At 64.7% G+C, this 21577-nt stretch carries 19 protein-coding genes; 10 read left to right on the forward strand and 9 right to left on the reverse strand.

Going from position 1 to position 21577, the window contains the following annotated elements; genetic code table 11:
* Positions 1 to 21: 21 nt before the first annotated feature.
* From OWC48_RS38985 to OWC48_RS38995, 3 genes are read right to left on the reverse strand one after another with little or no spacing between them, the layout of a single operon-like run.
* Positions 22 to 615, reverse strand: coding sequence for a GNAT family N-acetyltransferase (locus OWC48_RS38985; RefSeq protein WP_282524757.1), 594 nt, complete (start codon positions 613 to 615; stop codon positions 22 to 24).
* Positions 612 to 1694 carry an alpha/beta hydrolase gene (locus OWC48_RS38990; RefSeq protein WP_282524758.1) on the reverse strand — a complete coding sequence of 361 codons (1083 nt, stop codon included), beginning with the start codon at positions 1692 to 1694 and terminating at the stop codon, positions 612 to 614. Before OWC48_RS38990 ends, OWC48_RS38985 begins: the two co-directional genes overlap by 4 nt.
* The gene (locus OWC48_RS38995) at positions 1691 to 2074 is read right to left on the reverse strand and encodes a hypothetical protein (protein WP_282524759.1); all 384 of its coding nucleotides are present in this window, start codon (positions 2072 to 2074) and stop codon (positions 1691 to 1693) included. Before OWC48_RS38995 ends, OWC48_RS38990 begins: the two co-directional genes overlap by 4 nt.
* Positions 2075 to 2242: 168 nt before the next feature.
* On the opposite strand from OWC48_RS38995, the gene OWC48_RS39000 reads away from it, so the two are divergent.
* The gene (locus OWC48_RS39000) at positions 2243 to 3157 is read left to right on the forward strand and encodes an alpha/beta fold hydrolase (RefSeq protein ID WP_282524760.1); all 915 of its coding nucleotides are present in this window, start codon (positions 2243 to 2245) and stop codon (positions 3155 to 3157) included.
* Positions 3158 to 3170: 13 nt separating this feature from the next.
* Here the strand turns inward: OWC48_RS39000 and OWC48_RS39005 are convergent, their stop codons facing one another.
* From OWC48_RS39005 to OWC48_RS39030, 6 genes are all read right to left on the reverse strand, one after another.
* Positions 3171 to 3845 (reverse strand): spermidine synthase, encoded by a 675-nt coding sequence (locus OWC48_RS39005; protein WP_282524761.1) that lies wholly within the window; start codon positions 3843 to 3845, stop codon positions 3171 to 3173.
* A gap of 30 nt (positions 3846 to 3875) precedes the next feature.
* On the reverse strand, positions 3876 to 7112 hold the full coding sequence (locus OWC48_RS39010) for a bifunctional cytochrome P450/NADPH--P450 reductase (protein ID WP_282524762.1): 3237 nt from the start codon (positions 7110 to 7112) through the stop codon (positions 3876 to 3878).
* A gap of 132 nt (positions 7113 to 7244) precedes the next feature.
* Positions 7245 to 8240: an alpha/beta fold hydrolase gene (locus tag OWC48_RS39015; RefSeq protein ID WP_282524763.1), complete on the reverse strand. Its 996-nt coding sequence runs from the start codon at positions 8238 to 8240 to the stop codon at positions 7245 to 7247.
* A 10-nt stretch (positions 8241 to 8250) separates the two neighbouring features.
* Complete coding sequence (locus OWC48_RS39020; protein ID WP_282524764.1) at positions 8251 to 9801, reverse strand: wax ester/triacylglycerol synthase family O-acyltransferase; 1551 nt, start codon at positions 9799 to 9801, stop codon at positions 8251 to 8253.
* Positions 9802 to 9847: 46 nt separating this feature from the next.
* Positions 9848 to 10648 carry a triacylglycerol lipase gene (locus tag OWC48_RS39025; protein WP_282524765.1) on the reverse strand — a complete coding sequence of 267 codons (801 nt, stop codon included), beginning with the start codon at positions 10646 to 10648 and terminating at the stop codon, positions 9848 to 9850.
* Positions 10649 to 10906 (reverse strand): DUF6489 family protein, encoded by a 258-nt coding sequence (locus OWC48_RS39030; RefSeq protein WP_028146839.1) that lies wholly within the window; start codon positions 10904 to 10906, stop codon positions 10649 to 10651.
* A gap of 293 nt (positions 10907 to 11199) precedes the next feature.
* Here OWC48_RS39030 and OWC48_RS39035 point away from each other — a divergent pair, with 293 nt between their 5' ends.
* The 9 genes from OWC48_RS39035 (at position 11200) to OWC48_RS39075 (ending at position 21562) form a co-directional block, all read left to right on the forward strand.
* The gene (locus tag OWC48_RS39035; protein ID WP_282524766.1) at positions 11200 to 12795 is read left to right on the forward strand and encodes an ABC transporter substrate-binding protein; all 1596 of its coding nucleotides are present in this window, start codon (positions 11200 to 11202) and stop codon (positions 12793 to 12795) included.
* Positions 12796 to 12899: 104 nt separating this feature from the next.
* Complete coding sequence (locus OWC48_RS39040; RefSeq protein ID WP_282524767.1) at positions 12900 to 13880, forward strand: ABC transporter permease; 981 nt, start codon at positions 12900 to 12902, stop codon at positions 13878 to 13880.
* Between the two features lie 10 nt (positions 13881 to 13890).
* Positions 13891 to 14862, forward strand: a complete 972-nt coding sequence (locus tag OWC48_RS39045) for an ABC transporter permease (protein WP_282524768.1) — start codon at positions 13891 to 13893, stop codon at positions 14860 to 14862.
* Positions 14863 to 14890: 28 nt separating this feature from the next.
* Positions 14891 to 15877, forward strand: a complete 987-nt coding sequence (locus OWC48_RS39050; RefSeq protein WP_038942057.1) for an ABC transporter ATP-binding protein — start codon at positions 14891 to 14893, stop codon at positions 15875 to 15877.
* Positions 15874 to 16863, forward strand: a complete 990-nt coding sequence (locus OWC48_RS39055; protein ID WP_282524769.1) for an ABC transporter ATP-binding protein — start codon at positions 15874 to 15876, stop codon at positions 16861 to 16863. Before OWC48_RS39050 ends, OWC48_RS39055 begins: the two co-directional genes overlap by 4 nt.
* Positions 16864 to 16950: 87 nt before the next feature.
* Positions 16951 to 18756: a gamma-glutamyltransferase family protein gene (locus tag OWC48_RS39060; protein ID WP_282524770.1), complete on the forward strand. Its 1806-nt coding sequence runs from the start codon at positions 16951 to 16953 to the stop codon at positions 18754 to 18756.
* Positions 18757 to 18765: 9 nt separating this feature from the next.
* Positions 18766 to 19476, forward strand: coding sequence for a DUF1028 domain-containing protein (locus OWC48_RS39065; protein WP_282524771.1), 711 nt, complete (start codon positions 18766 to 18768; stop codon positions 19474 to 19476).
* Positions 19473 to 20462 carry an ABC transporter ATP-binding protein gene (locus tag OWC48_RS39070; RefSeq protein ID WP_282524772.1) on the forward strand — a complete coding sequence of 330 codons (990 nt, stop codon included), beginning with the start codon at positions 19473 to 19475 and terminating at the stop codon, positions 20460 to 20462. Before OWC48_RS39065 ends, OWC48_RS39070 begins: the two co-directional genes overlap by 4 nt.
* On the forward strand, positions 20462 to 21562 hold the full coding sequence (locus OWC48_RS39075) for an ABC transporter ATP-binding protein (RefSeq protein ID WP_282524773.1): 1101 nt from the start codon (positions 20462 to 20464) through the stop codon (positions 21560 to 21562). The genes OWC48_RS39070 and OWC48_RS39075 overlap by 1 nt, the downstream gene beginning before the upstream one ends.
* Positions 21563 to 21577 lie beyond the last annotated feature (15 nt).

Genomic DNA, 21577 nt, shown 5'->3' on the forward strand with positions numbered 1-21577 from the left:
CCCTAATGCTGGACGGCGCCTTTAGTGCTGGACGGCGCCTGGCAGCCCGTAAGCCTCCATCTGGGCCTGGACCCGCGCAATATTGTGCCCGAGCACGACGATGTCGTGGGTCTTGCCGTCGACGTCCCGGACATGGTCCCGCAGCAGCGCCTCGGCCTTGAAGCCGAGGCTCTCGAAAAGGGCGATCGCCGCCTGCTGGTCGACTGTCATCTGGACCGAAAGCTTTTCCAGGCCGGCGCCGAGCGCGAGCGCAAAGGTCTCCTGCGACAGCGCCCGCCCCACTCCCTTCCCGCGCACGTCGAGGGAAACAACCATCCGGATCTCGCCGACATGGGGCGACCAGGAATGCGGATCGCGCACCAGCGTGCCACAGCCGACGACCTTGGCGTCCCTGACTGCGAGCAGGCTGGTAATCGCGCCGCGCTCGATCTCCTTGACCCAGGCCGAGAGCACCTTCGGCTCGCTGATGTTGCGCGGCAGGAACAACAGATCATGGGTCGGCAGGCCCTTGCCGAACGCGAGCATCGCGGCCTCGTCCGCAGGCGACATCAGGCGGATGTCGATATCGCCGGCGTCGGTCTTGACCTGACGCGGATAGGAACGCTGCTCACTCATGTCGATCTCTTCCCCAGCCAGGTATCCAGTTTCGGCCACAGCCGTTTCACAGCGTTGCCGCCGGCAACAAGCGAGACGTGACCGCCCTTCAGCATCACCTCTTCCTTGTCATCGGACCCGATCTTCGCGATCAGGTGCTTTGCGGCGTCATACGGCACGATGTGATCGTGCTCGGCGACCGCATGCAGGAACGGCACCTTGATGTCTTCGAGCTTCGCCGCGCGGCCGCCGACCGACATGGTGTCGTTGAACAGCTTGTTGTCCCACATCAGGTCCTTGGTGATGGCGCGGAAATACTCGCCCGCAAGCGGCAGCGTGTCGGTCGCCCAGCGGTCGAACATGCGGTACGACTTCACGAACTCGTCGTTCCAGATGTTTTCCCAGAGCTGGATCTGGCTCACCGTGCGCGAGGCCGGGCGCAGCATCTCGAACGAGGACAGGATCATTTCCGGCGGCACGTTGCCGACGCTGTCGACGAGACGGTCGACGTCGAAATAGCGGCGGTCGGAAAAATTTGAGAACAGCTTCATCTCGCGAAAGTCGATCGGCGTGGTGAAGCAGATCAAATTCTTCATCGGCCCGTCCTTGTGGATCGAGCCGTAGAGCAGCGACAGCACGCCGCCGAAGCAATAGCCGATCACGGAGACGTCCTGCTCGCCGGAATCCGCTTGCACGCGGCGGACGCAGTCCGGGATGAAGTCAAGGACGTAGTCCTCCATGCGCAGGCTCTTCTCCTCGGGCCGCGGCGCGCTCCAGTCCAGCATGTAGACGTCGTAGCCGCGCTTGAGCAGGAATTCGATGAAGCTCTGGCCAGGCACGAGATCGAGGATGTAGCCGCGATTGGTGGTCGCCATCACGATCAAGACCGGCACGCGGTAGATCTCGTCGGACATCGGTCGGTAGTGATAGAGGCTCATGGTGCCGCGCGAATGCAGCACGTCCTTTGGCGTCGAGCCGAGCGAAGGGCCCGAAGTCGAGAAATATTCGACGCCCTTGATGCTGCGCTGGATTGCGCGCTGCACCTCGGACTGGATGCGATCCGGGATCGATGCGAAATCTAGTCCGGTGGCTGCATTCATGTCTGCTCTCCGCCCTCGGACGGCGGACGCTTGGTGCGCGGCGGTCGCAATGCCGTATCGGAGCCCTGAGACACGCCGGAACCTGCCGCCATCTGGGTCAGCAGCCACTTGATCTCACCGATCTGGCCTTCGATGGCTTGCAACCTTTCGGCAAGGCCAGTGACCTGATCGCGGCTGGGCAGGTTCATGGAGACCAGATATTTTTCCATGAGCTCGCCGAGTTGCTTCTGAGCACCTGCAGCAACCCCTCCCGCTCGGTTCATCGCCTGTGAAAATTCGGGCGACGACATGGCCTGGTTGGCGAAGGAGTTGAACCCCTTCTCCATCTCACCCATCATCTTCTGCCACATGGCGACCGGGTCATTGGTCTTGTCGGTCATCGGCGTCCTCCTGGTATCGAGAGCTGCGATGCCCTTCTTTTTTCGCCATACCACACCGTTGCGCGGTGCCGGTCAACCGCCAAGCAGCGGGTGCGCTAATACGCACGCCGCTTCTTTGCGGCGGGAAACCGTGCGATACAGCATCGATCAGCAGGAGGGAACGCGCCCGTGACCACCCATCAGCCACCCCAGACCATCCGCGCCAACGGCATCGACATCTGCTACGAGATTTTTGGCAACGACAATGCCGAGCCGCTGCTGTTGATCATGGGGCTCGGGGCGCAGATGATCCACTGGGACGATGCGTTCTGCGAGCAGCTCGCCGTGCATGGCTTTCGCGTGATCCGCTTCGACAATCGCGACATCGGCAAGTCGAGCCATCTGACGGGCGGCAAACGCCTGACGCCGATCGAGCTGTTGAAGCTGCGCTTCCTCAGGATTCCCGTCGCCGCAACCTACAAGCTGATCGACATGGCGAAGGACACGGTCGGCCTGATGGATGCGCTCGGCATCAAGTCCGCGCATCTGGTTGGTGCCTCCATGGGCGGCATGATCGCGCAGGAGGTGACGCTGTCGTTTCCCGAGCGCGTGCGCTCGCTCACCTCGATCATGTCGACGACAGGCAATCCGCGCGTGCCGCCGCCGACACGCGAGGCCTCTGCAATGCTGATGGCACCGCCGCCGCGCAGCAAGGAGGAGTTCATCGTCCGCTTCGGCGAGACCTGGAAGGTGCTGCGCGCCGGGTCCTTTCCGGAAGAGGAAGCGCTCGACCCCGATCGTGCCGAGCGCGTGTTCGTACGCGGCCTCAATCCGGCCGGCGTCGGCCGGCAGCTCCGCGCCGTGCTCGCCTCCGGCAGCCGCAAGGAGCGGCTGCATGGCGTGAAAACGCCGACGCTGGTCATTCACGGCACCGTCGATCCGCTGGTGCGGCCCGAAGGCGGCAAGGACACCGCAGAGTCGATTCCCGGCGCAAAGCTGTTGATGATCGACGGCATGGGCCATGCGCTGCCGATGCGCTTCTGGCCCGAGATCATCCGCGCCATCGACAAGCACGCCCATGGGGCGGCGGCGCAGGCAGCATAGTCAAAAAGGCGACTTAAGCCTTCCTAGCCATCCAGATCACATGGCGCGCGCCACCGCCTCTGCCGGTGGCGCGAACATTGACTTCGTTGACGTCGAAGCCGGCGCTGCCGAGGCGCTTGGTGAAGGCCGGGTTGGGTCCCGACGACCAGACGGCGAGCACGCCGCCCGGACGCAGCGCCGCCTTCGCCGCCTTCAACCCGCTCGCATCGTAGAGTGCGTCATTGCCCTTCCGGGTCAGCCCCTCCGGCCCGTTGTCGACGTCGAGAAGAATGGCGTCGAAGACCGACCGCTGTGCGCGGATGATCTCGCCAACATCAGTCTCCCGGATGCTCACCCTGCCATCATCGAGACTGTCGCCAAAGACCTCGGCCATCGGGCCGCGCGCCCAGGCGACCACCGCCGGCACGAGCTCGGAGACCACGATCTTGGCCTTGCTTCCCAGCACGGTGAGCGCCGCGCGCAGCGTAAAGCCCATGCCGAGACCACCGATGAGCACAACGGGCTTTGCGACCGTCTCGATCTGCTTCGCTGCCAGCGTTGCGAGCGCGGCCTCAGAGCCCGACAGGCGGTTGTTCATCAGCTCGTTGGTGCCGAGCTTGATGGAGAACTCCTTGCCCCGCCGCATCAGGCGGAGCTCCTCGTCGGAGCCGGGGATTTTTGCGGTGTCGATCTTTTCCCAGGGAATCATGGGAGAGCTTTAGCACGATCGGACGAACAATCACCCTCCCGCCCAGACGTCCAGCACATAGCGGTTCTTCGCGCCCATCTCCTCGATCCAGCGCGCAGCCGTGGCGGCGTCGCTGCCGCTCTTCTCGCGATGGATCGCAACGAGAGCGGCCTTCACGTCGGGCTCCATCCTGCTGCCATCGCCGCAGACATAGATGATCGCGCCCTGCTCGATCAGCGGCCAGACCCTGTCCTTCTGCGCGGCAAGCATGTGCTGCACATAGGTCTTCGGTCCATCTGCACGCGAGAACGCCGTGAAGAGCTCGGTGATGCCGCTTGCCGCCAGCCCCTTCAGCTCCTCCGCGTAGAGAAAATCCTGGTCGGGATGGCGGCAGCCGAAGAACAGCATGGCCGGACCGAGGGCGGCTCCTTTCGTCTTGCGCGCGGCGCGCTCCTGGAGAAAGCCGCGGAACGGCGCCAGTCCGGTGCCCGGGCCGATCATGATGATCGGCACGGATGACTCATCCGGGAGCCGGAAGCCGGCCTTGGTCTCGCGCACGGTGGCATAGATCGCATCGCCCGCGCGCCGGTTGGAGAGATAATTCGAGCAGATGCCCTTGTAGACTCCGCGTCCGGAGGCGGCCGGCCCTTCGACCACGCCGACCGTGACGCTGCACCGCGCCGGGTCCACCGACGGCGAGGACGAAATCGAATAGTAGCGCGGCGCCAGCAGCGAGAGCATTTCCAGGTAAACGTGGAACGGCAACTCGCAGGCCGGATATTCGAGCAGCATGTCGAACACCGATTTGCGCCTGACCAGAATCTCGGTGCGATAACGCTCGAGCGGCTCGGCCTCCTCGCCAACGAAGGCCAGCAGCTTGGGCTTGGTGACCGGGCAGCGGGTGTGCTCGGCCATGATCTGGATCTGCTTCCGTGTCGCCACCTGCTGCAGCTCGACGAACTCGCTGAGCAGGCGTCCGACCGAGACGGCATTGCCGACCGGCAGCTGCGCGCGCCGGCCTTCGGCGACCTGAAGCCTGATCTGGTCCGCCGGCAGGAAGCCGAAGCGGCGGGCGACCGAATCCACCAGCGTCGGATCATTGCGCGGGACCACGCTCAGATGATCGCCGACGCGGTAAGTGATGTTGGACGGCAGCTGCACCTCGATATGGCGCGTCGAACGCTCGGACGGATTGGCGCCGGACTTGTTCTGAAGCTCGTCATTGACCAGCACCTTCATCGCGACAGCACCGCCCTGCGCGACGATGGTGTTGACGGCGGTCACAGCCACCGGCTCGATCGCATAGAGCGGATCGTCCTCCGCGGTGCGGGTAAAATTCCAGTCGATACCGAATTCCTTGGTGGCGACCTGCGCGGCCGCCGGGAACCATTTCTGGAACTGGCCGTCGAGATCGCTGCGCGCATCGCCCTCGCCGCGCGGATAGACCGCGCGCGCACCACGCTTCGACAATTGCTCGTCGATGAAGCGCGGCACCGATTGATAGGTCGCCGCCCAATCGCTGTTGCCGCAGCCGAACACGGCGTAGCGCACATTGGCAAAGGCATCCTTCGGCAGATCGTCGCCGAGCCATTTGACGAATTGCGTCGCATTGTCAGGCGGCGCGCCGTTATATGAGGCGCAGATGATCAGCACGCCGCCCTCGTGCGGCAGCTTGCCGACGTAATCGTCGAGCGGCCCGAGATGCACGGCAAAGCCGTTGATCTCGGCAAGGTCGGCCATGCGCGTCGCGAGTTCCTCGGCCGTGCCGAGGTTGGAGCCGTACAGCACCAGCATCGGCGTATTGTGGCCGGGCCGCGTCGTCGGCTGACGCGGTGCTCTCGGCGCTGAAACTGCAGCTGCGATCGGCCCGCCATAAGCACCGCGCTCGCGATCGGCGCGCGGACGTACCTTGATCTTGAAGCCTTCCGGCTTCATCGTCAGCGTTTCTTTCAGATGCATCTGATAGCGCTGATGGTCGATCAGCTTGAAGCGCTGGAGGATCATGCCGAGCGCGAGTGCCGCCTCGTGCATCGCAAAACCGCGTCCGATGCAGGCGCGCTGGCCGTTGCCAAACGGCTTCCAGGCATTAACCGGCCGCTTGGCCTCCGCCTCGCGGCTGAAATTCTCGGGATCGAAGGCGTCGGGATTCGGTCCCCAGACCGAGGGATCGCGATGCAGCGCCGTCACCAGGATGGTGATGAAGGTGCCCTTCCTGAGCCTGTACTTGCCGCCGCCGATGGTCTCGTCGTTCAGCGGCGAGATGCCATAGGCCGGCGCCGGCGGCCACAGCCGCAGAGCTTCCTTGAGTATCTGCGTGATGTAGGTGAGCTGCGTCACCTGCTGGTAGGTCGGCTTGGCATTGACATCGGGGCCGAAGACGCGGTCGACCTCGTCATAGGCCTTCTTGAGAATGTCCGGGTGCTTGAGCAGAGCGTAGAGCGTGTAGGACAGCAGGCCGCTGGTGGTCTCGTGGCCCGCGATCAGGAACGTGTTGATCTGGTAGCGGATGTTGATGTCGTCGAGCTGCTCGCCGGTCGAGCGGTCGACGCCGGTCATCATCGCGGCGAGCATGTCCTTCTTGTCGTCGATCCCTTCCGCGCTCTTGCGGCGCTCGGCGATGATCTCGTCGACCATCTTGTTCATGAAGGCGACGTCCTCGGCGAGCGTCTTCCGGCGCTTCTGCATCCAAAACTGCTCGAGCGGAAGGCCGCGCGTCATCATGATGGTTTCGAGCGAGCGAACCAGCGACTCGACGAAGGGATGGTAGTCGCGCCGGTAGAACGAGTTGAAGCGGTACTCGAAGCCGCACAGGCCGATCGTGTCCAGCGTCAGCGCGGTCATGTCATGGACGACGTCGATCTCGTCGTCGGCGTTGAGCCGTTCCCATTTGTTGACGAGCTGCTCGGCGATATCGACCATGCTCGGGTGATAGGACTGCATGGCGCGGTTGCCGAACGGCTGGAGCAGGATGTTGTGCGCCTTGCTCCAGTTCGGCTCGCGGGTGTCGGCCGTGAACAAGCCGTCGCCGCCGACCGCGCGCACGCGGCGCAGCGCGCCGCGCACCGTCTTGTCGAAGCGCTTCTCGTCGGAGAGCTCCTCGACGAGATCGTGGCCGGAGACGACGACGATCGGCGAGCCCATCATGTCGAGCCAGAAGATCGGCCCGAGCTCCTTGGCAAGCCGGGTCAGGTGCTGCACCGGCGCGGCCGAATCCAGCGACAGCATGTTGCCGACCACTGGCTTGGTCGGCGGCTGCGGAATCGGGTCCAGACGGTTCTTGGATGACATTGAAATGTAGTCCCCCCTGCCTCAATGTCGTCATTGCGAGCGAAGCGAAGCAATCCAGAATATATCCCCGGAAGCAGTCTGGATTGCTTCGTCGCTTCGCTCCTCGCAATGACGAGTTCGCAACGACGAGCGCTAGCCAAACCGCTTTCTACGCCATTCGATCAGCTTGGCGCTGACCTCTTCCGGCTTCTCCTGCTGCGTCCAATGGCCGCTGTCGCGGACCAGATATTTTTCGAGATCGGGAATGAGCTTGTCCATGCCATCGGCGGAAGACGGCGGCAGCACCGCGTCGTTCTCGGCCATGATCATCAGCGACGGCACGCGCACCGTATGATCGAGCCCTTCGGCGCGAATCCAGTTGCGCGACATGTTGCGGTACCAGTTGATGCCGCCGGTGAAGCCCGTTCTGGTGAAATTGTCGACGAACACCTTTTTCTCTTCCGGCGACAGGATCGGCGTGCGCGGATCGTGCTTCGCGTCGTAAGCCGCAATCATCTGCGGAAACGCCAGATTGACCCGCGGCGAAGCACCCACGCCGGCAATCACTTCCTCTGCCGGCGCATCGGGCGGGCGCGGCGCCGGCTTGCGCATGAATGCATCGAATGTCTGCTCGACGCGACTGCCGAAGATCCTGTCGGGTTCATGCGCCGGATCCTGGAACTGCACGATGTACATCTTGTCGCCGAAGCGAGCGCGCAGCAGCTCGATCGGATCGACCCAGGCACGGTTGGTATGAGGCGTGTTGATGCCGACCACCCCCGCAACCCGGTCGATGTGCCGCAGCGGCATCTGCCAGACGATGAAGCCGCCCCAGTCGTGACCGACGAAGATGGCCTTGTCGATCTGGAGATGATCGAGGAGCCCGACGAGGTCGCCGGTCAGATGTTCGATGTCGTAGGCCTCGACCGGCTCGGGCCGGTCGGTCGCGCCATAGCCGCGCTGGTCCGGCGCGATCACCCGGATGCCGGCCTCGCTCAGCGCCTTGATCTGGTGACGCCAGGAGAATGCGAGTTCCGGCCAGCCGTGGCACAGCACGATCGGCGGCTTGTCGCTGACCGGGCCCGCCTCGTAGTAGCCCATACGGATTCCGTTCGTCTGCACGAACTTGAGCGGTGGCATTTCAATCATCGCACTATTCCTACTCTGCGGCGCCCTTGACGTCGGCCGCCGGCGGCGCGTAGGCCGCCTCCAGCGCGGCAAACTCCTCCGGCAGCATGTCGCACATCACCTGCACGTGCGGAATGATGTTGGCGCCGACGATGAAGCCGAAGTCGAGCTGGTCGCGATAGCTCTGCACGGTGATGTTGAGCGCCTGCCCATGCGTCGAGATCGACACCGGGAAGATGTGCAACAGCTCCGCGCCGGCGGCATAGAGCGTCTGCCGCGGCCCCGGCACGTTGGACACCGTGATGTTGGCCGCCGGCGGCAGCACGTCCGACAGGTTCGAGCGGCTGTAGAGCAGCGCCAGAACCTGCACCATCATCGGCGCACCCAGCATCGAGATGTTGGAAATCTGCGGCATCAGGGCCCGCAACGGATGCGACATCTCCTTGGACTTGGTCGACTGCGCGATGATCGCCTCCAGCCGCGCCTTGGGATCGTCGATATTGGTCGCGATCGAGCAGATCATGCCGAACACCTGGTTGTTGGCCTCGGTGTTGCCTTCCTCGCGCAGCGAGATCGGCACGGCGGCGGTCAGCGATTTCGCCGGCAGCGTGCCATATTGCTGGAGGTAGCGCCGGACCACGCCGGAGGCGAGCGCCAGCACCACGTCGTTGAGCTTGCCGCCGGCCTGCTTGGCGAGCGCCTTTGAACGCGACAGCGAGATCGAGACGCCGGCAAAGCTGCGTTCCGAGGAAATCGTCTTGTTCAGCATGGTCGGCGGCGACACCATGCTGGCGAGGCTTTCCCGGGATTTCGGATCGGAGATTTTGCCGAGCACGTCGGAGACGCTCTTGACCATGGTCGGGATGTTGCCGGCGAAGCGCACCGCGCTCTCGATCTGGTACATCGCATTGTCGAACAGGATCGAGCCGATGTCGCTCTTGCCGGTGCGCGGCAGTTGCAGGTTCTTCGCGGCCGCCGAGGCATCGAGCGGCTGGTTGAAGAGCTGCTGATAGGAATCGAGCAGGTTGGCGGCGATGTCGCGCGGCTCCTGTCCGGGCTTAGCTCCCGCCGTCGGCGGATCGACCTTCCGGGGGGTGGGCGAGATATCGTAGATCATGTTGGTCAGCGCCGCCCCGGCGCCGCCGTCGATGGCGGCATGGTGCATCTTGGAATAGAGCCCGACCTCGTTGTCCTTCATGCCTTCGAACACGTAGAACTCCCAGAGCGGCCGGGCGCGGTTCAAGAGCTTGGCGTGCATCCAGCCGACGATGCGCTCGAGCGTGGCGCGGTCGCGCGGCTGCGGCAGGCTGGCACGGAAGATGTGGCGGTCGATGTCGAACTGGTCGTCCTCGACCCAGGAGGGATGATCGATATCGAGCGGCGCCTTCTCCAGCCGCGCCTTCAGGATCGGCGCGATGTGCAGGCGCGAGACGATCATCGCCTTGAAGTCTTCGAAGAAGTCGCCCTTGTAGTCGTCAGGCAGGCGAAAAATCGCCATGCTGCCGACATGCATCGGCATCTCCGGCGTTTCCAGATAGAGAAATGATGCGTCCAGCGACGACAGCTTCTTACCGTCAGCCATAGTTCCCTCCGCTAATTTTGACGGGCGCCTTTGCCGGCGCTTCTCGTCAGGCCGATACTGCCCGTTCCGGCGGGGCATATGCAATGGCAAACGGCCCAGCCCGGTCGAACGGCCAGAATTCCCCCTCCGGTTGCGACAGGCGGTCCGCCACGGCCCACAGCGCCGCGGGGTTCACGCCGAGCCCGATATGGCTCGCCAGGTGAACCTCGATGTTCTCGGCGCGGTCGGAGGGGCGCAACAAGCAGGTTCGCCAGTTCACGACACCGTCGGCGCGCGAATAGATCGACGTCGCCGGCATCGGCAGATCGCCGGCGATCGCCTCGCGCAGTTCGGCAAAATCCTCGACACGATCGCCGGACAACGCTTCGTAGAGCCGCGTGGCGTTGGTCGCCCGCACGTCGTTGGCAAACGGGCTGCCGAGCGTGACGACGTAACGGACCATCTCGGGCGCCTGGAGCGCGAGATCGCGGGCGTAGACGCCGCCGAGACTCCAACCGACCAGGCTGACCTTGCGTCCGCTCGTGGCGTGGATTTCGGCAAGGCGCGTGCGCAAGGCCTCCCTCATCCGCCCCAGCCCACCGAGATTGCGCCCCATCCGCCAGGCATGCGCCTCATAGCCGAGCTCGCTGAGATAGCGCCGCATCGGCACCATGGAGAGATCGCTGGCGAGAAAGCCCGGCAGCGCCAGCACCGGATGGCCGTCGCCTCTGGGTGCGCGCATCAGGAGCGGCGACAGCATCAGGCTGGCGTTGAATTCGAAAAGTCCACGGGCTTCGGCCAGCAGCAGGCCGAGGCTCGGCGGACGAAGCCGGCCCGACGCCTGCGGCTCGTCCGGCCCGGGCGACATTTATTTCTTCTTGTCGCCGCTGCGCGGGCTGCCGAGACCGGCCATGGTGACGAACATGTCCTGAAACCGCTCGGCGATCTTGGGATCGAAGGTGAACCAGCTCTGGATCAGCGATTCCGGCGAGACTTTCTCGATATTGCTCAAAACCTGCTGCTGCAGCTTGTCCATCACCGCCGTCTGCATCGGCGACACGTCGGGCAAACCGAAGAACTGGCGGGCCTCGAGGGGGGTACAGTCGATTTCGATGTTAACTTTCATGTCCCCTCCAGATGAGATTCGAGCGGCCTGTCGCAGTATCACCGCGAGACGGTGTGCAACGCAAGCGACCTGAGACAGGTGGCCGGGCACCGGCCTCCACGATCGGCAGATATGGTCAATCAAAATCCGCCTCGCGGTCCGATTGTCGGTCAGCATTGCTGCACAGCGGCGCAACTTGGCGCGTTCCTTGCTGGAATGGCGCTTGCACGGGTCGAGAACTCTGGGCAACATGGTTCAACCGCCCGCCGAACAATCAAAAAATCACCGGCGCGGCAGAGTGGAGAGGGTCAAGAATGTCAGTCGGTCGAAGTCTGTTTGCGGCGACGCTCGCCGGTACGCTTGCGTTGACGGTCTCGTCGGCGTCGAGCCAGACGCTACGCTATGCCAACCAGGGTGACCTGAAGTCGCTCGATCCCTATACCCTCAACGAGAGCACCACTCACGCCCATCTCGGTCACGTCTATCAAGGCCTCACCGCGCGCGACAAGAACCTCAAGATCATCCCGGCGCTGGCGGAGAGCTGGGAAACTCCGGAGCCGACCCGCTGGCGCTTCCATTTGCGCAAGGGCGTGAAGTTCCACAACGGCGACCCCTTCACCGCCGACGACGTGGTGTTCTCCGCAGATCGCGTCCGCAAGAAGGGGTCGAATATGCAGACCCGCCTTGCCCCCGACGTCAAGGTGGTCAAGGTCGACGACTATACCGTCGATTTCGTCCTGCCCTCGCCCAATCCCATCCTGCATAACGCGTGGGATGTCTGGTACATCATGGACAAGAAATGGGCCGAGGAGAACAACGTCGTCGATCCGACGCCGGTGGCGGCGACCACGCCGAGCTACGCCTCGCTCCACGAGAACGGCACCGGTCCCTTCGTCATCGAGAGCCATCAGCCCGGCGTGAAGACCTTGTTCAAGGCCAATCCAAATTACTGGGGCAAGGTCGAAGGTAACCTGAAGGAGATCATCTTCACCCCGATCGCCTCCGACGCCACCCGCGTCGCCGCGCTGCTGTCGGGCGAAGTCGACGTCATCGAGCCGGTGCCGATCCAGGACATCTCCCGCGTCGATTCGAGCCCGAACGCCCAGGTGCTGAAGGGGGCGGAGCTGCGCACCATCTTCATCGGCTTCGATCAGGTCCGCGACGAGTTGCTCTACTCCAGCATCAAGGGCAAGAACCCATTCAAGGACATCCGCGTCCGCGAGGCCTTCTACAAGGCGATCGACATCGAGCTGATCAAGACGCGCGTGATGCGCGGGCTGGCGACGCCGTCGGCGTTGATGATCGCTCCGGAATTGTTCCTGCTGTCCAAGGAGTTCACCCGGCCGAAATTCGACCCTGATGGCGCCAAGAAGCTCCTGACCGAGGCCGGGTACCCCGACGGCTTCGAGGTCACCATGGATTGCCCGAACGATCGTTACGTCAACGATGCCGCGATCTGCCAAGCCGTCGTCGGCATGCTCGCCCGCATCGGCGTCAAGATCAATCTGCTGGCGCAGCCGAAGGCGCAATACTTCGCCAAGGTGTTGAAGCAGGGCGGCTACCAGACCTCGTTCTACATGCTGGGCTGGACGCCGAGCACGATGGACTCCCACAACGTGCTCTATGACATTATGGGCTGCCGCGACGATGCGAAATCCTCGCGCGGTGAAGCCAATCTCGGCGGGTACTGCAACAAGGAGTTCGACGCCATCACCGACAAGGTGCTGGTCGAAACCGACACCGCCAAGCGCAACCAGCTGATCAAGCAGGCCTACGAGATCGGCAACAAGGACTGGTCCTACATCCCGCTGCACCAGCAGGCGCTGGCCTGGGGCGTATCGAAGAAGGTTAACCTGCCGCAGCGCGCCGACAATCTAGTCATGTTCCACTGGGCGACCAAGAAGGAATAGCGTCGGTTGAACACGAGGTCCCGGCAGCGTCAGGCTTCCGGGACCTTTCCTTTTCCGGCTGACAACGGCGTCAGCCAAACGCACACCCAAGGACGGTGGAAGGCATGCTCGCTTTCACTCTTCGCCGCGCCGTTCAGGCCATCGGCGTCATGTTCGCCGTCGGCATCATCGCGTTCTCGATGTTCCGCTTCGCCGGCGACCCGGTCAACCAGATCGTCTCGATCGATACGTCGGCGGCCGAACGCGAAGCCGTGCGCAAATCGCTCGGCCTCGATGATCCCGTACCGGTGCAGTTCGTCCGCTATTTCGGCAACGCCGCGCAGTTCAAATTCGGCGTCTCCTATCAATTCCGCCAGCCGGTCTCGGCGCTGTTGATGGAGCGCATGCCGGCGACGCTGGAACTTGCGATCTGCGCGACCGTATTCGCAATGGTGTTCGGCATCCTGATGGGCGTCTATTCGGCGCTTAAGCGCGACACCGTGCTCGCCAAATTATTCCAGGCGGTTTCGCTGATCGGCATCTCGTTGCCGACTTTCCTGATCGGCATTCTCCTGATCTATCTGTTCGCGGTGACATTGGGCTGGTTGCCCTCATTCGGTCGCGGCGAGGTGGTCAAGCTCGGCTGGTGGACGACGGGGCTGCTCACGCTGTCGGGCCTGAAGGCGCTGATCATGCCCTCGATCACGCTCGGCCTGTTCCAGATGACCCTGATCATGCGGCTGGTGCGCGCGGAGATGCTGGAAGTGCTTCGGACCGACTATATTCGCTTCGCTCGGGCCCGCGGGCTGACCACCCGCGCCGTCCATTTCGGCCACGCGCTGAAGAACACGCTCATTCCCGTCATCACGGTGGCCGGACTGCAGTTTGGCTCGGTTATTGCATTTTCGATCATCACCGAAACTGTATTCCAATGGCCCGGCATGGGACTTCTGTTCGTGCAGGCCGTGCAAAACGTCGATATCCCGATTATGGCCGCCTACCTGCTGATGGTCTCTCTGATTTTCGTCACCATCAATCTGGTGGTCGACATCCTCTACACCGTGGTCGATCCGCGCCTGCGCTCGACCATCGGCCGCGCCGCATAAGGCAGCCTCAATGTCCGATGCAGTCGCCTCAAATTCCGACAAGCAGAGCACGCTGCCGACGCATGCCGCCCGCAGCTGGCTCAGTCGCGCGCTCGACAGTGACATCTTCTATTCGTTCCGCCGCTCCAAGCTGACCATGGTGGCGGCGGCCATTACCGTGCTGTTCTTCCTGCTCGCGATCTTTGCATCCGCGCTTGCGGTGCAGAACCCGTTCGATCCGGCGCAGCTGCAATTGATGAACTCGCGGATCTCACCGCTCTGGACCGCCGACGGCCAGAGTCCGTTCCTGCTCGGCACCGACGAGCAGGGCCGCGACGTGTTCTCCGCCATCCTCTATGGCTTGCGCATCTCGCTCGCCGTCGGCGTCGCCGGCGTGGTCTTCGCCGGCGCGCTCGGAATCGCGCTCGGCCTGATCGCCGGCTATTTCGGGGGCGCGGTCGACGGCGTGATCATGCGGATCGCCGACGTGCAGCTCACCTTCCCGGCCATTCTGATCGCGCTACTGGTCAACGGCATCGCGAAATCGATCCTCGGCAACCGGCTGGATGCCAACAGCATGCTGGTGGTGCTGGTGATCTCGATCGGGCTCAGTTTCTGGGTCGGATATGCCCGGACGGTACGCGGTTCCGTGATGGTCGAGAAGAACAAGGACTACGTGGCCGCAGCGCAGCTGATCGGCCTGCCCGCGCCGAAGATCATGCTGCGGCACGTGCTGCCCAACACGATGGGACCGATCCTGGTCATCGCCACCATCAACCTCGCACTCGCCATCATCACCGAGGCGACGCTGTCGTTCCTCGGCGTCGGCCTGCCCGACACGATGCCGTCGCTCGGCACGCTGATCCGGATCGGCAACAATTACCTCTTCGCCGGCGAATGGTGGATCGTCGCCTTCCCCGGACTCGCGCTTGCCGCGCTGATCCTGTCGATCAACCTGCTCGGCGACTGGCTGCGCGATGCGCTGAACCCGAAACTTCGATGAGCAAAGCTTCGATGAAAACGCCTCGCCCATGACCGAACCCGTACTCTCCGTGCGCAATCTCCAGGTCGAGTTCGCCTCCCGCCGCGGCACGCTGCGCGCGATCGACGGCGTCTCGTTCGACATCGCCAAGGGCGAGGTGCTCGGCGTGGTCGGCGAATCCGGCGCCGGCAAGTCCGTCACCGGCCTGGCGGTGATCGGCCTGATCGATCCGCCCGGCCGCATCGCCGGCGGCGAGATTCGTCTCGCCGGCCAGCGCATCGACAATCTGCCCGCCGAGGAGATACGCCGCATCCGGGGAAAACGGATCGGCATGATCTTCCAGGATCCCCTCACCTCGCTCAATCCGCTCTACCGCGTCGGCGACCAGATCATCGAGACGATCAAAACCCACCTGAACCTGTCCGAGACGGCCGCGCGCCGCCGCGCCATCGACCTGCTCGCCGAAGTCGGCATTCCCGCACCGGAAAAGCGCATCGACGGCTATCCCCACGAATTCTCCGGCGGTATGCGCCAGCGCGTCGTGATTGCGCTGGCGATCTGCGCCGAGCCAGAGCTGATCATCGCGGACGAGCCAACCACCGCGCTCGATGTCTCCGTGCAGGCCCAGATCATCTCGCTGATCAAGCGGCTCGGCCGCGACCACGGCACCGCCGTGATGTTGGTGACCCACGACATGGGCGTGATCGCGGAGACCTCCGATCGCGTCGCGGTGATGTATGCCGGCCGCGTCGCCGAGATCGGCCCGGTCCAGGACGTTGTCAGGAATCCGCTGCACCCTTACGCCAAGGGCCTGATGGGCGCGATTCCGACGCTTGCCGGGGACGACAAGCGCCTGGTGCAGATCCCCGGCTCCATGCCGCGCCTGTCGGCGATCCCGCGCGGCTGCTCGTTCAATCCGCGCTGCGCCTTCGCCTTCGATCGCTGCCGGGTTGAACGGCCGGAGCCACTATCGCGCGGCACACAGTCCGTTGCCTGCCATCTCTACGACACCGTGCCTGCGGAGAGCGCGGCATGAGCACGCCTTTCGTCCAGGCCACAAATCTGCGCCGCGTCTTCGACGTCTCAAAACCCTGGCTCAACCGCATACTCGAAGGCGGGCATCTCGAATATCTCAAGGCTGTCGATCACGTTAGCTTCGACATCAGGAAGGGCGAGACCTTTGCGCTGGTCGGCGAGTCCGGCTCGGGCAAGACCACGGTGGCGCGGATGGTCGTCGGCCTGCTGCCGCCGAGTTCCGGCAACGTGCTGATCGACGGCGTTTCGATGACCGATCCGCGGCAGGCGCAGGCGCGCCGGAAGCTGCGCCGCCGCATCCAGATGATCTTCCAGGACCCCTATGCGAGCCTGAACCCGCGCTTCCGGGTCGATGCCATCATCTCCGAGCCGATCCGCGCTTTCGACCTGATCCAGGGTGAGCGCGATATCCAGGCGCGCGTCGGCGAACTGCTCAGCCTTGTCGGGCTGCATCCCGACGACCGGTTGAAATTTCCACACGAATTCTCCGGCGGCCAGCGTCAGCGTATCGCGATCGCGCGAGCGCTCGCCTCCGATGCGGAGTTCATCGTCTGCGACGAGCCGACCTCGGCGCTCGACGTCTCCGTGCAGGCGCAGATCCTGAACCTGATGCGCGACCTCCAGGATAAATTCGGCCTGACCTACATGTTCATCAGCCACAACCTCGCCGTGGTCCGCCACATGGCGAGCCGCGTCGGCGTGATGTATCTCGGCCGCATCGTCGAGATCGCGGAGGGACGCGAGCTGTTCGCCCGACCGCGCATGCCCTATACCAAGATGCTGCTGGGCGCCGTGCCCGATCTCGCAATGTCGGGCCGCCAGCGTATTCCGGTGAAGGGCGAGATCCCGAATCCGATCCATCCGCCGCCCGGCTGCGCCTTCAATCCGCGCTGCCCGCTGGCATTCGATCTCTGCCGCAAGGAAGCCCCCGAACTGATCGCAGGCGTCGCCTGCCATGCGGTGAACACCGCGCCGGTCCCGGCGTGACGCGCGCGTGCCATGCGGTCCACGCATTGGCGGCACGGCATTGCCTGTGATCAATTGCGCGCGCGACAAATAAGGTAGCGAAATCCCATGGCCAGCAACGTCAATCCCGATCCCTTCACGACGCGCCCCGAGATCGAGGGCACGTTCGGGGTCGTCGCCACCACACACTGGATCGCGACCGCGGTCGGCATGGCCATCCTGGAAAAGGGCGGCAATGCCTTCGATGCCGGCGTCGCCACCGCGTTCACGCTCCAGATCGTGGAACCGCATTTGAACGGCCCGGGCGGAGACGTGCCCATCATCGTGCATGACGTCAAACGCGCACGCACCGAGGTGATCTGCGGCCAGGGCCCGGCGCCGGCGCGCGCCACCATCGCGCACTACAAGAGCGAAGGCCTCGACATGGTGCCCGGCACCGGCCTGCTCGCGGCCTGCGTCCCCGGCACGTTCGAATCCTGGATGATGCTGCTGCGCGACTACGGCACGATGCGCGTGCGCGACGTGCTGGAGCCGGCGATCTCCTACGCGCGTGACGGCTATCCGCTGGTCGAGCGCGCCTGCGCCACGATCCAGACCGTCGAGCAGCTTTTCCGCAAGCATTGGCCGACCTCGGCCGCGGTCTATCTGCCCAATGGTGAAGTGCCGAGGCCCGGCACGCTCTTCACCAACAAGACGCTGGCTGCGACCTACGCCCGCATTCTCAGCGAAGCCGAGAGCGGCGGCGGTGGCCGCGACGCCGAGATCGAGCGCGCGCGAAAGGCCTGGTCGCAAGGTTTCGTTGCGGAGGCCATCGACAAGTTCTGCCGCACCCAAGAGGTGATGGATGTCAGCGGCTCGCCGCATCGCGGCGTGCTCTCTGCCGACGACATGGCGCGCTGGCAGCCGACGATCGAGGCACCGCTCACTTACGACTATGGCCGCTACACCGTCTGCAAGGCCGGCGTCTGGAGCCAGGGTCCGGTGACACTCCAGCAGCTCGCGCTGCTCAAGGGCTTTGCGCTCGACGGGCTCGATCCGACCGGGCCGGAATTCATCCATCTCCAGATCGAATGCGCCAAGCTCGCCTTCGCCGACCGCGAAAAATTCTACGGCGATCCCAAGTTCAGCGAGATCCCGATCGCGACGCTGCTGTCGGACGCCTATAACAACGAACGTCGCAAGCTGGTGACCGAGAAAGCTTCGCTCGACCTTCGGCCCGGCACGGTCGAGGGTCTTGGCGGTGTGGTCAAGCTGCGCCGCGCCGAAGGACAGCGCGAGGCCGTCGGCGCACTCGGCGCCGGCGAACCAACCGCAGGCCGCTTCGGCGAGGTGCGCGGCGACACCGTGCATTTCGACATCATCGACAAGGCCGGCAACATGGTGTCGTCGACGCCGTCGGGCGGCTGGCTGCAATCCTCGCCGATCATTCCCGAGCTCGGTTTTTGCCTCGGCAGCCGCGCACAAATGTTCGATCTGGAGGAGAACCAGCCGAGTTCGCTCGCGCCGGGCAAGCGGCCGCGCACGACGCTGTCGCCGACCATGGCGCTACGCGACGGCGAGCCGTATCTGGCCTGGGGCTCGCCCGGCGGCGACCAGCAGGATCAGTGGATCACGCAGTTCTTCCTGCGCCACGTCCATTGCAACCTCAATCTCCAGGAAGCGATCGACGCACCGGCCTGGCACTCCGAGCATTTTCCGATCTCGTTCTGGCCGCGCACCGCGCGCCCCGGCGTGCTCGTGGTCGAGAACCGCGTGGCGAAGGCGACGATCGAGACCCTTCGCGAGCGCGGACACATTGTCGAGGTCGGCCCCGACTGGTCGGAAGGCCGCCTCACCGCGGCCTCGCGTGTCGGGGTGCGCCGCCGCGCCGCCGCCAACCCGCGCGGCATGCAGGGCTACGCCGCAGGGCGCTGAAGGCAGCACATGACCTGGTCGATCATCGCGCGCGATCCTGCCACCGGCCAGTTCGGCATCGCGGTAGCGACCCGTTTCTTCGCCGTCGGCGCGCGCGTGCCCTATGTCGCGGCCGGTCTCGGCGCCATCGCGACCCAGGCCTTCGTCAATCCCTATTACGGCATCGACGGCGTCAAACTGCTGCGCGAGGGCCTGAACGCGCATGACGTTCTCGCCACCCTGCTCGCGACCGACGACGGCCGCGAGAGCCGCCAGATCCACATCATGGACGCCAGCGGCGCGATCGCCGCGCATACCGGGCGCGACTGCGTCGACTGGTGCGGGCACATCGCCGGCAGCGGTTTCTCCATCGCCGGCAACATGCTGGCCGGCGCCGACGTGCTCGACGAGACGGCGAAGACCTATATCGCCAATGACAGCCTGCCCTTCCCGCGCCGCCTGCTTGCCGCCATGCGCGCGGGCGAGGCCGCCGGCGGCGACAAGCGCGGCAAGCAATCCGCTGCGCTCCTAATCCACGGCGAGGAGGAATGGCCGGCGCTGGACATTCGCGCCGACGATCATTCCGATCCGCTGGGCGAGCTCGAACGGCTGGAGCGCGTCAGTCAAGAACTCTGGGTGCATTTCCGCACCTCCATGCCGACGCGGCAGAACCCGGCAGGCAACACCGATCGCAGCGTCATCGACGCCAGCATCGCTGCGAGCCGAGCAAGGCAATCATGAGCGCAAGCCCTCTCATCGAGATCAAGGATCTGCGCATCCGCTTCCACGGCGACGACGGCCGCGTGACCCACGCCGTCGACAGCGTCGATCTCAGCGTCGCCAATGGCGCGACGCTCGGCCTCGTCGGCGAATCCGGTTGCGGCAAGAGCGTAACGTCGCTGGCGATCATGGGATTGCTGCCGAAGCAAAGCGCGGAAATTACCGGCGCGATCCGCTTCGACGGCTTCGACCTGTTGAAGACTCCTGACCAGACATTGCGCGACCTCCGCGGCAACCGGCTGGCGATGATTTTTCAGGAGCCTATGACGTCGCTCAACCCGAGCTTCACCATCGGCGACCAGATCATCGAGACCATTCTGCGCCACCGCGGCGGCTCCCGGCGCAGCGCGCGCGAGCGGGCCATCGAGCTCTTGCGCCGCGTCCACATCCCCTCGCCGGAGCGTCGCATCGACGAATATCCGCACAAGCTCTCCGGCGGCATGCGCCAGCGCGTGATGATCGCGATGGCGCTGGCCTGCGATCCGCGGCTCCTGATCGCGGACGAGCCGACCACCGCGCTCGACGTCACCCTGCAGGCGCAGATTTTGGAGCTGATGCGCGAATTGAAGGCGGCGAGCGGCGCCGCCATCATCCTGATCACCCACGATCTCGGTGTGGTCGCCGAAGTCTGCGACGAGGTCGCGGTGATGTATGCCGGCGAGATCGTCGAGCGCGCGCCGGTCGACGAGCTGTTCGCGATGCCGCAGCATCCCTACACCGTCGGCCTGCTGGGCTCGATCCCGCGGCTCGACCACCGCGCCGAGCAGCTTGCCACGATCGAGGGCATGGTGCCGAACATGGCGCAGCCACCCGCCGGCTGCCGATTCAGTGCGCGCTGCCCCTTCGTGCTGGACGCCTGCACCGAGGCGCCACCACCGCTGGTCGAGGTCAGCCCCGGCCACCTCTCGCGCTGCATCCGCGCGCCGCTCGAACTTCTGGTGTCGTGATGGCTCTCCTCGAGGTCGAAGGCCTGGTCAAGCATTTTGTCGCCGGGCGGTCGCTGTTCGGCCGGGCACTGGGGCATGTCAAAGCGGTCGATGGCGTCAGCTTCTCTCTCGACGCCGGCAAGACGCTGGCCCTGGTCGGCGAATCCGGGTGCGGCAAATCCACCGTCAGTCGCCTGGTGCTGCGGCTGATCGAGCCGGATGCAGGCACGGTGCGTTTCGCCGGCCGTGACCTGCTCTCGCTGGACGCCGGCGCGCTCCGCGCCTTCCGCCGCGAAGCGCAGATCATCTTCCAGGACCCCTACGCCTCGCTCAATCCGCGCATGACGGTCGGCCAGATTCTCACCGAGCCGCTGGCGCTGCACGATCTGGTACCGCCGGCGCAACGGCGCGAGCGCGTCGCGGAAATCCTGCGGCTGGTCGGCCTCGAGCCGCGGCTCGAGCGGCGCTATCCGCACGAGTTCTCCGGCGGCCAGCGTCAGCGCATCGCCATTGCCCGCGCGCTCGCGGTCGAGCCGAAATTGATCATCTGCGACGAGCCGGTCTCGGCGCTGGACGTCTCGATCCGTTCGCAAATCCTGAACCTGCTGCGCGAGCTGCAGGATCGGCTTGGGCTGGCCTATATCTTCGTCTCGCACGATCTCGCCGTGGTCAAGCACATCGCCGACCATGTCGCGGTGATGAACCTCGGCCAGATCGTCGAGACCGCCGAGGCCGATGCGCTGTTTGCAGCGCCCCGCCACCCCTACAGCCGTGCGCTGCTGTCCGCGATCCCCGTGCCTAAACCGCGGGCAAAGCGCAGCCGGATTGTGCTGCAGGGAGAGATCCCGAGCGCGCTCAGCCCGCCGCCGGGTTGCCGCTTCCACACCCGCTGCCCCTACGTGGTCGACCGCTGCCGCAGTGAAATGCCGCAGCTGGTGCCGGATGGCATCGGACATGCAACGGCCTGTCACCGAACGTCGGAACTGCCGTCCTCCGCGGCGATCGTCCCGTCCGACGGCGGCTTCTCGCCGGTCCTTGAAAAATTGGTCGCCGCCTTCAGCGGCGGCCCGGAAGCAGTCCGCGGCAGCGGGGTTAGTCCATTGGGAACGGACCCGGCATAGCCGCAAAACAGAGGT

This window comes from Bradyrhizobium sp. Arg816 (assembly GCF_029989365.1).
Classification (GTDB): Bacteria; Pseudomonadota; Alphaproteobacteria; order Rhizobiales; family Xanthobacteraceae; genus Bradyrhizobium.

What these genes read in the sequence shown, in the direction of transcription:
- OWC48_RS38985 (WP_282524757.1), bottom strand. Translation starts at nt 615, where the DNA reads ATGAGTGAGCAGCGTTCCTATCCGCGTCAGGTCAAGACCGACGCCGGC.
- OWC48_RS38990 (WP_282524758.1), bottom strand. Translation starts at nt 1,694, where the DNA reads ATGAATGCAGCCACCGGACTAGATTTCGCATCGATCCCGGATCGCATC.
- OWC48_RS38995 (WP_282524759.1), bottom strand. Translation starts at nt 2,074, where the DNA reads ATGACCGACAAGACCAATGACCCGGTCGCCATGTGGCAGAAGATGATG.
- OWC48_RS39005 (WP_282524761.1), bottom strand. Translation starts at nt 3,845, where the DNA reads ATGATTCCCTGGGAAAAGATCGACACCGCAAAAATCCCCGGCTCCGAC.
- OWC48_RS39010 (WP_282524762.1), bottom strand. Translation starts at nt 7,112, where the DNA reads ATGTCATCCAAGAACCGTCTGGACCCGATTCCGCAGCCGCCGACCAAG.
- OWC48_RS39015 (WP_282524763.1), bottom strand. Translation starts at nt 8,240, where the DNA reads ATGATTGAAATGCCACCGCTCAAGTTCGTGCAGACGAACGGAATCCGT.
- OWC48_RS39020 (WP_282524764.1), bottom strand. Translation starts at nt 9,801, where the DNA reads ATGGCTGACGGTAAGAAGCTGTCGTCGCTGGACGCATCATTTCTCTAT.
- OWC48_RS39025 (WP_282524765.1), bottom strand. Translation starts at nt 10,648, where the DNA reads ATGTCGCCCGGGCCGGACGAGCCGCAGGCGTCGGGCCGGCTTCGTCCG.
- OWC48_RS39030 (WP_028146839.1), bottom strand. Translation starts at nt 10,906, where the DNA reads ATGAAAGTTAACATCGAAATCGACTGTACCCCCCTCGAGGCCCGCCAG.
- OWC48_RS39035 (WP_282524766.1), top strand. Translation starts at nt 11,200, where the DNA reads ATGTCAGTCGGTCGAAGTCTGTTTGCGGCGACGCTCGCCGGTACGCTT.
- OWC48_RS39040 (WP_282524767.1), top strand. Translation starts at nt 12,900, where the DNA reads ATGCTCGCTTTCACTCTTCGCCGCGCCGTTCAGGCCATCGGCGTCATG.
- OWC48_RS39045 (WP_282524768.1), top strand. Translation starts at nt 13,891, where the DNA reads ATGTCCGATGCAGTCGCCTCAAATTCCGACAAGCAGAGCACGCTGCCG.
- OWC48_RS39050 (WP_038942057.1), top strand. Translation starts at nt 14,891, where the DNA reads ATGACCGAACCCGTACTCTCCGTGCGCAATCTCCAGGTCGAGTTCGCC.
- OWC48_RS39055 (WP_282524769.1), top strand. Translation starts at nt 15,874, where the DNA reads ATGAGCACGCCTTTCGTCCAGGCCACAAATCTGCGCCGCGTCTTCGAC.
- OWC48_RS39060 (WP_282524770.1), top strand. Translation starts at nt 16,951, where the DNA reads ATGGCCAGCAACGTCAATCCCGATCCCTTCACGACGCGCCCCGAGATC.
- OWC48_RS39065 (WP_282524771.1), top strand. Translation starts at nt 18,766, where the DNA reads ATGACCTGGTCGATCATCGCGCGCGATCCTGCCACCGGCCAGTTCGGC.
- OWC48_RS39070 (WP_282524772.1), top strand. Translation starts at nt 19,473, where the DNA reads ATGAGCGCAAGCCCTCTCATCGAGATCAAGGATCTGCGCATCCGCTTC.
- OWC48_RS39075 (WP_282524773.1), top strand. Translation starts at nt 20,462, where the DNA reads ATGGCTCTCCTCGAGGTCGAAGGCCTGGTCAAGCATTTTGTCGCCGGG.